We start from the raw sequence: 13,049 nt of genomic DNA on the forward strand, positions 1-13,049 counted from the left end.
GGGGTGACAGAGATTTAAGCGTTAAGTGCTAATGGGTGTCCCGTTTTTTCTGTACTTTTCTATTAAGGGTTTAATTATATAGGTTGGTCATGTGTGATAAGCAAATATACGATTTGACGGCGCGGGACATTGAGGAACATGGGGTTTGGTATTTTCCTATGGATGAAACGGTCGAAAACGAGCTGGCAGTGCGTCCTGTGCGCTCCAGGGAACCGATTGATGCGGATTTTCAAATCATCGTCAGGACGTGGTTTGAAACTCATGAAGGAGCGAGGTACGTAGGATATATTTACTGGAATAACAGTTCTGCTATCGGGCATCTGCAACCCGTTATGTTTGTTCGCACAGACGAATGTATTAGCTTCTGGAGTGGGATGATCGAACCAACTTGGGCTGATTATTCTTCGGAGTTACAAGTTATTCGTACGGTTTTGCCTGTTTTATTCTCGTCTGAAGTTATTTTTGATTTGGAAGCTATCTCTGGAGCTTTAGAGGGGTTGTACAGTTTTAAAGATGGCCAAGTGACCGCTTTCAGATGAGAAAGAACGGAAAAAAGAGTAAAGGGAGGGGGAGAAATGACGGGTTTATTTGTCGCTAAAAGTTGTATGCCATGGGTGAATTGAATTACCCGCGCCGCAAAGTATTCATGGCCTTCTTCCTCTGCCCCTTGGTGCTGGGATTTTTCGCTGGTATTTTCAAGTTCGTTGCACTGCTCGCCCATTTGGCGAGCACTCCACGGCTGTTGGGCGAGGTAAGGGGCTCGGAACTACGGTTGATGCCGGTGGTGGCTCCGCTAATCGCGCAGGTCGTGTTTTTTCTGCCATTTCTGGGGTTCGCACTGGTGGTCGCGTGGCTGAAAGTCAACAGGACACCGCGCAACTGTGTGGTTCTTTCCTTGGCGGGGGGCTGCCTTGCCATGTTGTGGGCATTGTTGTTTGTTACGGCTGTAGTGCGCGGAGTCAAGAGCGCCCGATTCTTGGATTATATTTTTGAAATGCTCATGATCTTCATAGCTTCAACCGCTACTTGCTGGTTGGCAGCGCGCTTTTTCTTGCCTGAGGCAAGCCACACCAAATGTTGAAGCTGTTAGAGCGGAAAGGAACTCTCATTAGCCGATTTAGAGTCAACATTAAAATCCTACTCATGCTGCAGTTTTAACTGTTTATGTAAGTCGAAAGGTTCTTCTGGGAGGGCGGCCAAATAGGTAAGAGCTGTCAGTTTTGTCATTCAATACTTTATTTCTACGGTAAGGGCTATTCGATGCGTTTCTCTTGTTTCTGGGGCCTCTTGGGCCTGACAGCACTGTTTTCAGGCTGCAACACAACCCCTACGACAAGGCGACGATTTACTACGATCGAGCGCAGTTCCCCGCGCAAATTGTTAAAGACTATCCGGAATTGAGTGATCCCATTCTCCAGCACGGACGTTGCTCGCTGATTATTGCTACGCCCGGTTCGAACACCGGTACTTACTATTTCTGCACCTATGCGCTGACGGAGAAGGGGCTTTATGTTCAGGGATGGGATGCCAAAGCGCTGAAGTATGTGGAGATCGTGCACGTTGATTTGTCGGCGCTCAAAAAGATCTCCCTTTATTCGTTCTTGCGGACCAACCAGCTCCAGTTGACTGAGGAGCGACGTCAGATAGCGCTGAATGCCTCCATTGACGAGGGCGGGTATGTCGATACTGCAGCCACTGAGCGTTTGTTCGAAACGATCAAACGCAAGGGTGTTCTCGTGGTGAAAAGCGAAGGCATGATGAACCCGCCTGCACCTGCGACGCCAATGGTCATTCCAATCATCGTTCCGAAGTAAAGGCGCGATGGGGCAATTTTGGTTGAATGCACAATGTGAAACGGGCGACCCATAGGTCGCCCGTTTTGCATTCACTCCGCAGCCTGCGCTCGCAACCGTCTGCCAATCACATCCATCAAATCGCAGCCATCACGCAATGGTATGGCCAGTAGTTTGGAGAAGTCGGACAGCACCACCGTGTCGCAGCCGATTTCTGCGCGAAAGGCGATGTTTTCCAATACTTGGGTGACGGTGCGGATTCGGTAATCAGCCATGGCTTGAAGGACGTAAGCGATCCACCGTACCCACATTCAAAGCCGCCAGTTGAAGCCTGATGCTGTGCTCTTGATCTCTTTCAGGAGCTCGCAACCATGATGCGTCCCGACGCCAAAGTCGAAAAAGTTTATCTGTACCCCAAACCCGTGGACTTCCGAAAATCCATCGACGGCCTGTCCGCCCTCGTCGAATTGGATATCAAGGTCGCGGTGTTCGATCCCGTGCTTTTCGTTTTTCTGAATCGCCACCGTAATCGAGTAAAAATCCTCTATTGGGAGCGCAACGGCTTTTGCCTTTGGCTCAAGCGCCTGGAGTCCGAACGTTTCAAAACATCACCTGAGCTCAGCGATGAAGCTATCGTGCTGAGCGTGCAAGAGTTGAACTGGTTACTGGACGGCTTTGACCTCTGGCGCAACCGCCCACATCAAGTTTTAACCCCTCGATTCGTCGCCTGATCGGATATAATCCGGGCATGAATTTGATGCCCGAAATGCTCCCTGATGATCCTGTTCTGCTCAAGCAAATGCTTGTGCAGATGCTCAGTGAGCGTCAGTTGGACAAGGGCCAGATTGTTGATCTGAAAGAACAGATCAAGTTGCTACGTGACCGTTTATTTGGCCGCAAATCCGAGCAGACGGTCGACGCTGAGACACCGCAATTGGCGCTGTTCAACGAAGCCGAAAGCGTTGCCGTGCTGGAAGAAGGTATTGCTGAAGACGAAGAAGTCGTTGCCCCGACCCAGCGCCGCGGTAAACGCAAACCGCTATCCGCCGACCTGCCGCGCATTGAAGTCATCCACGAACTGCCCGAACACGAACTGACTTGCCTTTGCGGTTGCCGCAAACACGTCATCGGCGAAGAAACCAGCGAACAGCTGGAAATCGTGCCGATGCAGATCCGCGTCATCAAACACATCCGCAAGGTCTACGCGTGCCGTGGTTGTGAAACGGCACCGGTCACTGCTGACAAACCGGCACAACTGATCGAAAAGAGCATGGCCAGTCCCAGCGTCCTGGCGATGCTGCTGACCACCAAATACGTCGACGGTTTGCCACTGTATCGGTTCGAAAAAGTACTTGGCCGACACGGCGTCGATATCCCCCGACAAACCTTGGCGCGCTGGGTGATCCAGTGCGGCGAACACTTGCAACCGTTGCTGAATTTGATGCGCGACCGATTGCTGGAAAGTCCGGTGATCCACTGCGACGAAACGCGGGTACAAGTGCTGAAGGAACCGGATCGAGATCCGACCAGCCAGTCTTGGATGTGGGTCCAAGCCAGCGGCCCGCTTGAGCGCCCGGTTGTCCTGTTTGACTACACCACCAGCCGAGCGCAGGAGGTGCCGTTGCGCCTGCTTGCCGATTATCGCGGCTACCTGATGACCGACGATTACGCCGGCTATAACGCCTTGGGCGCGCAGCCAGGTGTCGAGCGTTTGGGCTGCTGGGCGCATGCGCGACGTAAGTTCGTCGATGCGCAAAAAGTGCAGCCCAAGGGTAAGACCGGGCGAGCCGACATCGCGCTGAACCTGATCAATAAACTCTACGGCATCGAGCGCGAGCTCAAAGAGGCCAGCGACGACCAGCGCTTTAGCGCTCGACAGGAAAAAAGCCTGCCGGTACTCGCAGAACTAAAAAGCTGGCTGGAGAAAACCCATCCCCAGGTGACGACGCAAAGTGCCTTGGGCAAAGCCGTCGGTTATCTGGCCAGCAACTGGAGCAAGCTTGAGCGTTACACCGAGGCTGGCTTCCTGCCCATTGATAACAATAGGGCCGAGCGAGCGGTAAAACCCTTTGTGATCGGTCGCAAAAATTGGATGTTCAGCGACACGCCCAAGGGCGCGACGGCCAGTGCGCAGATCTATAGCCTGGTCGAAACTGCCAAAGCCAACGGCCAAGAGCCCTATACGTGGCTGCGCGACGTACTTGAACGCCTGCCACAAGCTACTTCGGTAGAAGACTTCGAAGCCTTGCTGCCGTGGAACTGTTCCCCGACTATCTTGCGCTAAATGCACACATCGGTTTTTTGCCATGTGTGGTTTACGGGTCGCTTACCTTCGGTAGAAGACTTCGAAGCCTTGCTGCCGTGGAACTGTTCCCCGACTATCTTGCGCTAAATGCACACATCGGTTTTTTGCCATGTGTGGTTTATGGGTCGCTTACCGTCAAGCGACGAATCTTGGCGTTAAAACCTTGTGAGGACGGTTGCGCCAGAGATCAAATCCATCCAGTAGCCAGTTCAGTTCCTGAACGGTCAGCACGATAGCCTCGTCCACCTCATCAGGTGAAATTTTAAAACGCTCGGACTCCAGGCGCTTGAGCCAAAGGCAGAAGCCGTTGCGCTCCCAGTACAACACTTTGACGCGGTTGCGGTGGCGATTTAGAAAGACGAAAAGCACGGGGTCGAACACCGCAACTTTGATGTCCAGTTCGACCAATGCAGCCAGGCCGTCGATGGACTTTCGAAAATCTACAGGCTTCGGGTAGAGGTACACTTTTTCAACGCTGACATTGGGACGCATCATGGTGATGGGCTCCTGATGGAAATCGGGAGCACAGCATCAGCCGTCAGCTATCCGCTGGAGTGTGGAGTTCATGGAGCGGATACTGAAGGACGTCTAGCGGGGCTTGGGTGTCGATGAGCAGGGAGGCCGGGATCAGGTCGATTCCGGTGAGAGGCATGTATCGATTCATTTGAAAATCTCTATTTTGATGGGCCAATGCCGTCACTCAGTCGTCGCCAAACGATTAGGTGGCAGCTGTACGCAGGTTGGCGAACCGGCATAGAGAAAACCGGCAGACCCGAAGATCTCCCGCGCACAGCCGCCATAAAAAGCGGCTTTGCGGGTGCGTCGGAACCTGCAATTAAGCTGATAGCCTTCGCATTCTCTATGATCAGGTCGCCAAACCTGAATCGCCATTGGGGCGACGGGCGGACTATAAGCTTCATCGTTCCAGCGGTGCAAGACGTCTGATTCCGAGGTTGTTGTAGGGCAATTGCTTGGAACAGCACGGAATCTTGTGGGAGCGAGCTTGTGCGCTAGCAGTGTATCCGTCGACATCAATATTGAATGTCAGTCAGTCATCGCGGGCAAGCCCGCTCCCACTGGGGATTGGTGGTGTCCATGGATACTGTGACCAACCCGTATCAACCTGGGAGAGCTCTCTGCGGTTATCACCTATGGCAGCAGCTGGATGAGGCGATGTCTTCATACTGATCGTGAAGCCTTACCCACTCCATGATTTCCTCTTCATTACGCCCCTTGGGCGTCAGATCGAGGTAGTTATAGGCGCCGACCAACATGTCCAGACCCCGGGCATAGGTGGAGTAGGTGTGAAAAATCTCGCCCGTTTCGTTGAGATAAAACACGCTGAGGCCGGGGAGTTCTTCTTCGGCGCCGTCGGATTTTTCGTAGTTGTAGGTGGCTTCGCCGGCGGCAACGTCTTCGGCTCGGGCAGAGACGCCGAAGTCGTAGTTGAAATCGCAGCCTTCTGACGACACCCAGTCGAATTTCCAGCCCATACGTCGTTTGAAGGCCTGGAATTCGGCGAACGGTGCGTGGGAAACCGCCACCACGGCGACGTCATGATGGGCCAGGTGTTGGTTGGCGCCGTCGATGTGATCAGACAGGAACGAGCAGCCGGAACAGCCTTCGTCCCAGTCTTTGCCAAACATGAAGTGGTAGATGACCAACTGGCTACGGCCGCCGAACAGGTCAGCCAGTTTAAGTTCGCCGTTCGGGCCTTGGAAACGGTAGTCCTTGTCGATTTTCACCCAGGGCAAGGCGCGGCGTTCGGCGCTGAGTTTGTCTCGTTCTTTGGTGAAGGCTTTTTCGTGGGCCAGGTGTTGTCTGCGGGCGGCGAGCCATTCTTCTCGGGAGACGACGGGATGATTCTTAATGTTCATTGGGATTCTCCTGCGGGATGTGGGAGGTGACTTACACAGCCTAGTCGTTTGGCCTACGCCCAATTCGACATGCCGCCGGTCGGTACACGCAACATACCCGGCTGAACGGCTACGAACCGCGCCGGTCACAACCTATGAAGGCCATCTCACTCTCTGGCTTTGGAGGTTGAATCAGGATGACAACTTATAACTGGGATTTGATTGAACGCTTGCTGCACGAGGTGCAACACGGTGAGGCCAGTTTTACACCGCGACCGTATGCCGAGCAGTACGTGGCGGAGAAAGCAACGGAGGGCGAGGAGACGGAAAACCTGGATCACCTGAAAGCGGTGGCCGGTGAGTACGAAAAATTACTGTTGGAGCGCGGTTATATCGAGCCACGACCTGAGGAGCAGGGCGGCACTGGCTCCAATTACATTTTGACGCCTCGGGGCTCTAGTTTATTGAGCCTGATCGACAGCAGCATTCCGGGCAATGACCATCCGCGGCAGGTGTTGGATGAGCAGGAAGATGCGCTGGATGAGGTGACGTTTGATGGGATCGCGTCGAAGGCGCAGATTGCCTGATGCCGTAAAAAGCTTCGCGGGCAAGCCTCGCTCCTACAGAAATCCACCATCTGTAGGATCGAGGCTTGCCCGCCAAAATGTTGCGTTCACAATTTATTCCTGCTTTGCCGCCTTCAGACACTTCAAATTATTGAAGTCCTTGCGCACCCCTTCTATTTTCTTCAGCAACCGCCGGCGCTGTTCCGGTGTGCTTTCGGCCATCAAATCTACAAAAAGTCCCCGTGCCTGGGCTTCGGTGTTGGCGAAGGCCTGGCGATAAGCCGGCGTCCACAAGCTCTCACGATTCACCAGAAGCGTCTCGATGCGCTGTGGGAATTCTGGACTGTGGCGCTGCGCCACTGCCGCGCTGAACGCCTTCTGCCAATGGGCGCGGTTGGCAATCCATTGCGTGTTCTGGTCACCTAAGGCGGTTGACCACGCGACAACGCGTAGCTGCTGGGTTGCGCTGAGCGGGCCGAGCCAGTCATTCAGGCGTTTTTCCATGCGCTGGCCACGTCCCTTGATCTGTTGATCGAGGGACGGCTTGAGGTATTGCTCCTGGCGTTTGTTCTGGTCCTTGGCGAAGGCGTCGTTCATCTCCGCGACTTGCTTGTCATCCAGCCCCTGTAACAGCTCAATGGCCGACGGGGTAATTTCCCGGGCGGTCTGGGCGATGGCGGCTTTGGCTTCCTGGGTGCGGGTTTGCAGCGCGGCGTCGGTGACCTGGTCGGTCTCGACCATAACCTGCAATCGGTCCAGCCAATCGAGGTAGCCCGGCAATTGCGTGGTGCAGTGCCAGCTCAGGTGTTCTTTGAGGCGCTCGTTGAACCAGCCTTTCTGCTCGCCGTTCATGTCCAGGTAGTCGCTGAGCGTCCACGGAATAATCACATCGAGGTTGCGATAGGCCAGGCCCACGCGGCTGCACGCACCGAGGGCGAGACTGAGGGTGATAACGACAGCGAGATACTTCAACCAGCGCGACATGGGCGAATCCTTTGCGAAGGCCTGGCTTTTTTAATGAGCTTTTCTATGTGAACGCAGGATGAACCTCGCAGTTCAGCCGATCAATAAAAGGCGCGTTCGGCCTTGAGGGTGACTAACCCGTCGCATTGGCTGTTGTGCCCGGAATAGGCGGAGCAGCTGTTGCCGCTCAGGCTGGAGTCACTGTAGATCAGGTCCAGATCGACGCCCATGAACGGGCGGGAAAGTTGCACTGACCAGTCGGTGAAATTGCCGACATATCCACCGTCGACGGACACCGGCGTGTTGAGCTGGTGGGTGGTGTATTTCATGCTGATCCCGATCCCGAACGGCTGATTGCCGCCCAGGTCGGCGAACACGGTGCTGTTCTGTTTGTCCGGGTCGTTGCTGAACGCTGCGCCAAAACGGCTGCCCAGAAAGGTCAGGCCACCGAAAAGCTCTTGGCTGTCGAGGGTGTCCACTTTCGGGTAGCTGTAACGGATCATGCCGACTTCGTACCCGAGGGTATGATCGAAAGGCTGTTTAAAGCCCATGTAGGAGTCGACTTCAAGGTTGGCTCCTTGCGTTAAACCCATGCTCGGTGCCCATTGGCCCACGTAAAAACCGCTGTCGTGACTCAGGTCGAGACCGCCGTGGAACGAGCCGGTGCTGGAAGGCTTGACCAGCCCTTGGGCCATGCTGCGGCTGGGGGTGGTGCCAAGTTTGAGATCGAAGTCGCCCAGTTCACGCTGAAAGATTTGCGCATTGGCGACCGAACACGACAGCAGGGTGCCGAGCAATAAATAGGAGGGTCTGAGCATGCGTCACTCCATGACAGCGAGGGGCAGGAACAAAAACCTACTGAAACGCTTGATCTAGACGTGTGCAAGCATACCGGCGAATGCTCGGCATCGAAGGCCGTTCGTCGATTTTTGAAATATTGATGTGTTTGGCGGGGTTTTGTGAGGAGGGTTCCAGTCCAAGCGCTTCGAAGCTCAAAGCGCTTAGGGACCAGGTGATGCGGCGGATCTTGGGGAAGTTACTTCTTGCCCAGGGTGATCTGCTTGGACGGGCCGAACGTCTGGCCGCTGACGCCTTTGGCAATTTGCTGGATCTCGCCGCCGGACTTGAGGAACGCAGCAATCTGGTTGTTGATCGATTCGCTGGTTTCAACGGCTGGAGCTGGCTTTGCTTTGCTGTTGGATGCTTTTACACGCATGGCGGCCATTAACCTATAGAAAATTAACTTGGCCAGGCATCGTACAGGAAATACTTGACAATTGCTTGGTAAATATCCCCCCGAAATACGCAAGGCAGATGAAGCATTTATCGCCAGTTATTATTCTGGATAACCCCCTAAGCTGCTGTTTTAACTAAGAACGATCGTGAAAAAACACAGTTTTTTGCTTGGCTGACAGGTGCGCAAGTCGCCAGAACGGCCTGACGAGCGGCCAGGCGCGTGCGGTAAAACCCAGGAAAATTAAGCCCTTCAGAGGATTTTCTTCCGCCACCGGGCTGGCCAGCGAACGCGGCCCGCAAAACCGGGTAGAATGCCGCCCACGCAATGAGGGTATTGGAAATGGCTTTAGTCGGGCGCTACAACAGTTTGCAAGTGGTTAAACACACTAACTTCGGTTTATATCTGGACGGTGGTGCGGAGGGCGAAATCCTCCTGCCTAATCGTTATATTCCCAAAGATATTCCCAGCGAAGATGAAGACTGGCTCAACGTTTTTATTTATCTGGACAGCGATGACAAACTCATCGCAACTACCGAAAAGCCGAAAGTTCAGGTCGGTGAGTTCGCCAGTTTAAAAGTTGTTGAAGTCAACAGCATCGGTGTTTTCCTGGATTGGGGCTTGTCGAAGGATCTGTTGCTGCCGTACTCCGAAGAAAAGCGCCAGATGACCGCCGGCGAGTATGTCGTGGTGCACGTCTACCTCGACAAGCACACCCGCCGCATCACCGCGACGGCCCGTCTGGACCGCTACCTCGACAAGACCTCGGGTAACTACATCCCTGGCCAGGAAGTTGATTTGCTGGTTGCCGAAGCTACCGATATGGGCTTCAAGGCGATCATCAACAACAAGCACTGGGGCCTGATCCACAAGAACGAGATCTTCAAGTTCATGCGCGCCGGTAAAGAAGAGAAGGGCTTTATCAAAGAAGTCCGTGCCGACGGCAAGATCAGCCTGAGCCTGCAACCGGTAGGCGAAGAAGCCGCCACCAGCCTGAACTCGAAGATTCTCGCCAAGTTGCGCGAAAACAATGGCAGCCTGCCGGTCAGCGACAAGAGCGATCCGACGGTGATCAGCAGTCTGTTTGGCGTGAGCAAGGGCAACTTCAAAAAGGCCATCGGTGCGTTGTACAAGAACGGCCAGATCGTCATTCATGCCGATCGCATTGAGCTGAGCTGACTGAGCGCCGGCCCCCTGTTGTGAGTATTGCCATGTTTTGTGTTGTCCAGGTGTTCCGGTGAGCGCCACCCGGCGCAGCGCCGATGGGTTTGCCCTGCAAGTCATGATTGGGTTGTGCCTGATCTGGGGTATTCAGCAGGTGATGATCAAATGGGCGGCGCCAGACATCGCGCCGGTCATGCAGGCCGCGGGACGTTCGGGTATTTCCGCGTTGCTCGTAGGATTGTTGATCTGCTGGAAGGGCGGCTGGGATCAAGTGGGCAACACTTGGCGCGGTGGACTACTGGCGGGCGCGCTTTTTGGCCTGGAGTTCTTCTTCATTTCCGAAGGCCTGCAACTGACCACGGCCGCGCACATGTCGGTGTTCCTTTACACCGCGCCGATCTTTACCGCATTGGGCGTTCATTGGCTGCTGCCGAGTGAGCGTTTAAGGCCGGTCCAGTGGCTGGGAATTTTCCTCGCCTTCGTCGGGATCGCCATCGCGTTTGCCGGTGGGGTTTCCTGGGACAACCTCGATCATCGTATGTTGATGGGCGATGCGCTGGGCGTACTGGCCGGCGCCTCCTGGGGCGCGACCACCGTGGTGGTGCGCGCTTCGCGCCTATCGGAAGCGCCGGTGACCCTGACGCTGTTCTATCAATTGATTGTCGGTTTCGTTGGCCTGTTGCTGATCGCGATCCTCAGCGGCCAGGTCACCCATGTCAGCCTGACCACCGTGGCGGTGGCCAGTGTGTTGTTTCAGGGATTGGTGGTGTCGTTTTTCAGTTACCTGACCTGGTTCTGGCTGTTGCGTCGTTACCTGGCGGCAAACCTGGCCGTGTTTTCGTTCATGACGCCGCTGTTCGGCGTCACGTTCGGTGTGGTGCTGCTGGGTGAAGAGCTGAGCTTCAACTTCGTCATCGGTGCGGTGCTGGTGCTGCTGGGGATCACGTTTGTCAGCGCTGAGCAGTGGGTGCGCCGTCGCTTGCGCAAAGCCCTCGGGCAGCATTGACCGGGCTTAGCAGTAAACCGCCAGCCACCAGCAAACCACAGCCAGCGAACACCAGCGCTGGCTGAAGACCACCACTGAAATGGCTGCTCAACGCCGCCAGCAACGGCCCGCTGAGCTGGCCCACGGCAAAGCACGCCGTCAGCAGCCCGGCGTTGCGCTGGGTAGCGTGGGGCGCCAGTTCCCGGGAGCGTTGCATCACCAGTTGCATGCAGGCCAGGAACGGCGTACCGCAGAGGATCACGCCCAATGCCAGGCCAGGACCGCTGCCCAACTGGCAGGCGAACACCCCGGCGGCTTGCAGCCACAAAGTCGCCATCAGCCAATGACGAGTAGCGTTCGGGTTATGTCGACGCAAACTCACCAGCACCACGCCGGTAGCGGCCGCCAGGCCGAAGCACGGCCAGAACAGATCAGCCATCCATTGACCGTGAAACTGCGCGTTGGCCATTTGCGAGAGGAAAGTGGCCGGGATGATGTAGCCCAAACCGTACAAGGCGTAGATCACACCTAAACGGCCGATACCTTGGTTACCTGGCGTAGTAACGGTCGGTGCTGCTGCCACCGTGGCGGTCGGTTGCGGCAGGAACGGCAGAATTCCCAACAGCATCACCAGTGCGACGCCGGCATATATCAGCCACAAGGTAGCGGAGGTTTGCCCGAGCAGATTCGATACCAAGGCCAACAACCCTGTCAGAAAAATCCCCAGACCCGGTCCGGCAAACACCAGCGCGCCAAGCCGTGGACGACCGGCCGCCGCGGCCAGTGGCTGGCTCAGCGCGGTGATCATCACCAACACCCAGGCACTGGCCACGCCGGTGCCGAAACGCAGCACCAGATGCGACCAAAACCCGTTGGCCCAGAATGATGCCAGGGTCAGCAGCACGCAGAGCCACAAGCCACCCAGCAGGCGCCGGCGGACTTGTTCGGGGCGGCGAGAGAACATCGCGTCCACCGCACCGACGAAGTAGCCGAGGTAATTGGCCGCCGCAATCAGACCGGCGGCGGTCAGGTCGATCTGACCTTCGCTGAGCAGGTGCGGCAATTGCGGCGTCAGGGCGAAACGCCCGATGCCCATGGCCATCATCAGGGCGATGAAACTGGCGAGTAAGCGAATCAGAGGGGACATGGTCTGAATTCCAACAGAGGATCAATGACCGTCAGGCTAGGACTGATTGACTTTCTTTTAAAATGAATAATAGTGAGTAACTTGTTCTGGTTTGGAGAAAGGTGTGGAATTCAGCCAACTGCGGATTTTCCAGGCGGTAGCGCAGGAGGGTTCCATCACCCGCGCTGCCGAACGCCTGCACCGGGTGCCGTCGAACCTGTCGACCCGTCTGAAACAGCTGGAAGAGCAACTCGGTGTCGAACTTTTCCTGCGCGAGCGTCAGCGTTTGCAGTTGTCGCCTGCAGGAAAAGTCCTGCTGGACTACACCGCCAAGCTGTTTGCCTTGCACGACGAAGCTCACGCGGCGGTGCAGGGCGGGCAACCGGCCGGTGACTTCGTGCTGGGCACCATGTACAGCACGGCGGCGATTCATCTGCCGGGGCTGTTGGCGCGTTATCACCGCACTTACCCGGCGGTGAACCTGCAAGTGCAGTCCGGGCCCAGTGGTGAATTGCTGGAAGGTCTGCTCACCGGGCGTCTCGATGCGGCGCTGATAGACGGTCCGCTGGAGCTGGCCGGTCTGGACGGCGTGCCGTTGTGCGACGAACGGCTGGTGCTGATCAGCGAGGCTGATCACCCACCGATCCTCAGCGCGCTGGAAGTGGAAGGGCGGTCGGTGTTCACTTTTCGGCAGGGGTGTTCCTACCGGATGCGCCTGGAAGCCTGGTTCGCCCATTACCATGCGGCCATGGGCCGGGCGATGGAAATCGAGTCTTATCCAGGGATGCTCGCCTGCGTGATTGCCGGCTCAGGCGTGGCGCTGATGTCGGAGTCGATGCTCGCCAGCCTACCGGGCCGCGAAAGCGTGGCGGTGCATCCATTGGCCGAGCCATTTGCCAGTGCCACCACGTGGCTGATGTGGCGCAAAGGCATGGTTGGAGCGAATTTGAACGCGTGGCTTGAGCAGCAACAATTGGTCTATCCGTCGGCGCCGAGCCAGGCTCAGGCGATTGCTTGAACTATCGGTCAGGTATTTTGATCAATTCAGTAACAGATC

The 13,049-nt window shown here is 55.9% G+C and carries 15 protein-coding genes and 1 pseudogene; 9 read left to right on the forward strand and 7 right to left on the reverse strand.

The features are described from left to right. The first annotated feature begins 89 nt into the window (after nt 1–89). From ACYZT0_RS04150 to ACYZT0_RS04160, 3 genes are all read left to right on the forward strand, one after another. Nucleotides 90–539, forward strand: coding sequence for a hypothetical protein (locus ACYZT0_RS04150; protein ID WP_462044747.1), 450 nt, complete (start codon nt 90–92; stop codon nt 537–539). A 71-nt stretch (nt 540–610) separates the two neighbouring features. Next, a complete protein-coding gene (locus ACYZT0_RS04155) occupies nt 611–1,081 on the forward strand; it encodes a hypothetical protein (RefSeq protein ID WP_462044748.1) in 471 nt (156 codons plus the stop codon). A gap of 190 nt (nt 1,082–1,271) precedes the next feature. Further along, on the forward strand, nt 1,272–1,814 hold the full coding sequence (locus ACYZT0_RS04160; protein WP_462044749.1) for a hypothetical protein: 543 nt from the start codon (nt 1,272–1,274) through the stop codon (nt 1,812–1,814). 71 nt (nt 1,815–1,885) lie between these two features. Here the strand turns inward: ACYZT0_RS04160 and ACYZT0_RS04165 are convergent. Then, nucleotides 1,886–2,080, reverse strand: a pseudogene (locus ACYZT0_RS04165) (hypothetical protein); the annotation flags it as partial. Between the two features lie 84 nt (nt 2,081–2,164). Between ACYZT0_RS04165 and tnpB (ACYZT0_RS04170) the strand changes: the two are divergent. Beyond that, nucleotides 2,165–2,524, forward strand: a complete 360-nt coding sequence (tnpB, locus tag ACYZT0_RS04170; RefSeq protein ID WP_076962084.1) for an IS66 family insertion sequence element accessory protein TnpB — start codon at nt 2,165–2,167, stop codon at nt 2,522–2,524. A 17-nt stretch (nt 2,525–2,541) separates the two neighbouring features. Then, nucleotides 2,542–4,077 (forward strand): IS66 family transposase, encoded by a 1,536-nt coding sequence (gene tnpC, locus ACYZT0_RS04175; protein WP_462044750.1) that lies wholly within the window; start codon nt 2,542–2,544, stop codon nt 4,075–4,077. A 156-nt stretch (nt 4,078–4,233) separates the two neighbouring features. On the opposite strand, the gene tnpB (ACYZT0_RS04180) is transcribed toward tnpC, so the two are convergent. Both tnpB (ACYZT0_RS04180) and ACYZT0_RS04185 read right to left on the reverse strand, forming a co-directional pair. After that, the gene (gene tnpB / locus ACYZT0_RS04180; protein ID WP_462044751.1) at nt 4,234–4,593 is read right to left on the reverse strand and encodes an IS66 family insertion sequence element accessory protein TnpB; all 360 of its coding nucleotides are present in this window, start codon (nt 4,591–4,593) and stop codon (nt 4,234–4,236) included. 650 nt (nt 4,594–5,243) lie between these two features. Further along, complete coding sequence (locus ACYZT0_RS04185; protein ID WP_462044752.1) at nt 5,244–5,975, reverse strand: DUF899 domain-containing protein; 732 nt, start codon at nt 5,973–5,975, stop codon at nt 5,244–5,246. 176 nt (nt 5,976–6,151) lie between these two features. Here ACYZT0_RS04185 and ACYZT0_RS04190 point away from each other — a divergent pair, with 176 nt between their 5' ends. After that, entirely contained in the window at nt 6,152–6,541 is a 390-nt protein-coding gene (locus ACYZT0_RS04190) for a transcriptional regulator (RefSeq protein WP_462044753.1), read from the forward strand. A gap of 93 nt (nt 6,542–6,634) precedes the next feature. Here ACYZT0_RS04190 and ACYZT0_RS04195 read toward each other — a convergent pair whose 3' ends face one another. The 3 genes from ACYZT0_RS04195 to ACYZT0_RS04205 form a co-directional block, all read right to left on the reverse strand. Next, on the reverse strand, nt 6,635–7,504 hold the full coding sequence (locus tag ACYZT0_RS04195; protein ID WP_462044754.1) for a DUF6279 family lipoprotein: 870 nt from the start codon (nt 7,502–7,504) through the stop codon (nt 6,635–6,637). An 80-nt stretch (nt 7,505–7,584) separates the two neighbouring features. Further along, a complete protein-coding gene (locus ACYZT0_RS04200; protein WP_462044755.1) occupies nt 7,585–8,301 on the reverse strand; it encodes a TorF family putative porin in 717 nt (238 codons plus the stop codon). Nucleotides 8,302–8,519: 218 nt separating this feature from the next. Next, entirely contained in the window at nt 8,520–8,708 is a 189-nt protein-coding gene (locus ACYZT0_RS04205) for a hypothetical protein (RefSeq protein ID WP_017337097.1), read from the reverse strand. A 351-nt stretch (nt 8,709–9,059) separates the two neighbouring features. Here ACYZT0_RS04205 and ACYZT0_RS04210 point away from each other — a divergent pair, with 351 nt between their 5' ends. Beyond that, the gene (locus ACYZT0_RS04210) at nt 9,060–9,896 is read left to right on the forward strand and encodes a CvfB family protein (protein WP_462044756.1); all 837 of its coding nucleotides are present in this window, start codon (nt 9,060–9,062) and stop codon (nt 9,894–9,896) included. A gap of 58 nt (nt 9,897–9,954) precedes the next feature. After that, nucleotides 9,955–10,887, forward strand: coding sequence for a DMT family transporter (locus ACYZT0_RS04215; protein ID WP_462044757.1), 933 nt, complete (start codon nt 9,955–9,957; stop codon nt 10,885–10,887). On the opposite strand, the gene ACYZT0_RS04220 is transcribed toward ACYZT0_RS04215, so the two are convergent. Beyond that, nucleotides 10,832–12,013: an MFS transporter gene (locus ACYZT0_RS04220; protein ID WP_462044758.1), complete on the reverse strand. Its 1,182-nt coding sequence runs from the start codon at nt 12,011–12,013 to the stop codon at nt 10,832–10,834. The genes ACYZT0_RS04215 and ACYZT0_RS04220 overlap by 56 nt on opposite strands. 103 nt (nt 12,014–12,116) lie before the next feature. On the opposite strand from ACYZT0_RS04220, the gene ptrR reads away from it, so the two are divergent. Then, entirely contained in the window at nt 12,117–13,010 is an 894-nt protein-coding gene (gene ptrR, locus ACYZT0_RS04225; RefSeq protein ID WP_462044759.1) for a putrescine utilization regulator PtrR, read from the forward strand. Nucleotides 13,011–13,049: the final 39 nt, after the last annotated feature.

This window comes from Pseudomonas sp. ZS1P83 (genome assembly GCF_054897825.1).